Raw genomic sequence first — 1400 nt, 5'->3', positions numbered from 1 at the left:
CTATTTATTGGCATTAAGCTTGCTTATTAGGTGTAGATTCCTAATTACAACAATTAGCGTCTTATGCACATGCCCTTCTTTGAGCCCTTTAAAAATAGAGGCATGTCATTCATTTATAACAGAATGGACATAATAATAATGAAAGCAATTCCCCTAACTATTGCAGCTCTATCTATCGTCAGTTACACGGCTAGCAGCGCGGAAGACACCACTCATATCAAATTGGCGACAACCACAAGTACCTACCACTCAGGCTTACTGGACTACTTATTGCCTGAGTTCGAAAAGGATTCTGGTATTAAGGTTGATGTTCTCGCTGCGGGTACGGGTAAATCACTTCGCATGGGTGAAAACGGTGATGTTGATTTGGTAATGACTCACGCACCAAAAGCTGAAGCGAACTTCGTTGAAAAAGGTTACGGCGTTTTACCTCGTAAGCTGATGTACAACGATTTTGTTATCGTTGGCCCACAAAGCGACCCTGCGAAGATTGAATCTCAAAAAGCAGTAGCTGATGTGTTCAAAGCAATCGCGAACAACAACGTGACGTTTGTTTCTCGTGGGGACGACTCTGGTACTCATAAGAAAGAGATGGGTATTTGGGCACAAACTAAGATGGAGCCAAACTTTGGCGGCTATCGCAGCGTTGGTCAAGGAATGGGTCCTACTCTGAACATGGCGTCTGAAATGCAAGGCTACACCATGACAGACCGTGGTACTTGGTTGGCTTACCAAAACAAACTTGACCTTAAAGTGTTGTTCCAAGGCGACAAGAACCTATTTAACCCTTACCAAGTGATTCTTGTTAACCCAGAACGCTACCCAAGCATCAATTACCAAGCAGCGAAAGTATTCAGTGATTGGTTGGTTAACCCTAAAGGCCAGAAACTGATCAACGACTTTAAACTGCACGGCAAACAACTGTTTGTTGCAAACGCAGAATAGTTGGTTGCAAGCGCAGAATAGCTTGTTGTAAGAAATGAGTCGTGGGTTGTGAGTAAAGCGTAGCGTTGAAGGTTTAACCCTAACCAACTAGCGCTACGCTTAACTAAACAGTCAACGAGACCACCTAAATAATCACGTTTAAAAACCGCCTTGCTTTAAAGGCATTCAAGCTTAGAAACAATCGCTGACCAATACAGGCTCAAATAGTTTGTGTCAGCTATGATTAACATCAGACACTACCGATAAAAGCCTATTATCGATTCAAACGAGATACTTCATGACCCTATGGCAAACAACGATTGATGCAATGAATCTACTGGTGAGTTTTGACCACGAATTGTGGCAAATCGTCGCGGTATCCTTCAGCGTATCTTTGTCCGCCATCTCATTAGTGATTGTTCCTGCAATCCTTATGGCTTTCTTACTGGCTTACACCGAATTCCCCGGTAAATGGG

The 1400-nt window shown here is 43.1% G+C and carries 1 protein-coding gene and 1 pseudogene; both read left to right on the top strand.

The window, feature by feature from the left end; all coding sequences use genetic code 11:
- Positions 1 to 138 precede the first annotated feature (138 nt).
- On the top strand, positions 139 to 945 hold the full coding sequence (locus AB4653_RS18560; RefSeq protein WP_009846741.1) for a substrate-binding domain-containing protein: 807 nt from the start codon (positions 139 to 141) through the stop codon (positions 943 to 945).
- Between the two features lie 277 nt (positions 946 to 1222).
- Positions 1223 to 1400: pseudogene (locus tag AB4653_RS18555) on the top strand (ABC transporter permease); the annotation flags it as partial.

It is taken from the genome of Vibrio sp. 10N.222.48.A3, assembly GCF_041475345.1.
GTDB lineage: Bacteria > Pseudomonadota > Gammaproteobacteria > Enterobacterales > Vibrionaceae > Vibrio > Vibrio tasmaniensis_A.
Note: the sequence above shows the minus strand (reverse complement) of the source record. Positions and strands in the feature narration are given on the sequence as shown.

What these genes read in the sequence shown, in the direction of transcription:
- AB4653_RS18560 (WP_009846741.1), top strand. Translation starts at nt 139, where the DNA reads ATGAAAGCAATTCCCCTAACTATTGCAGCTCTATCTATCGTCAGTTAC.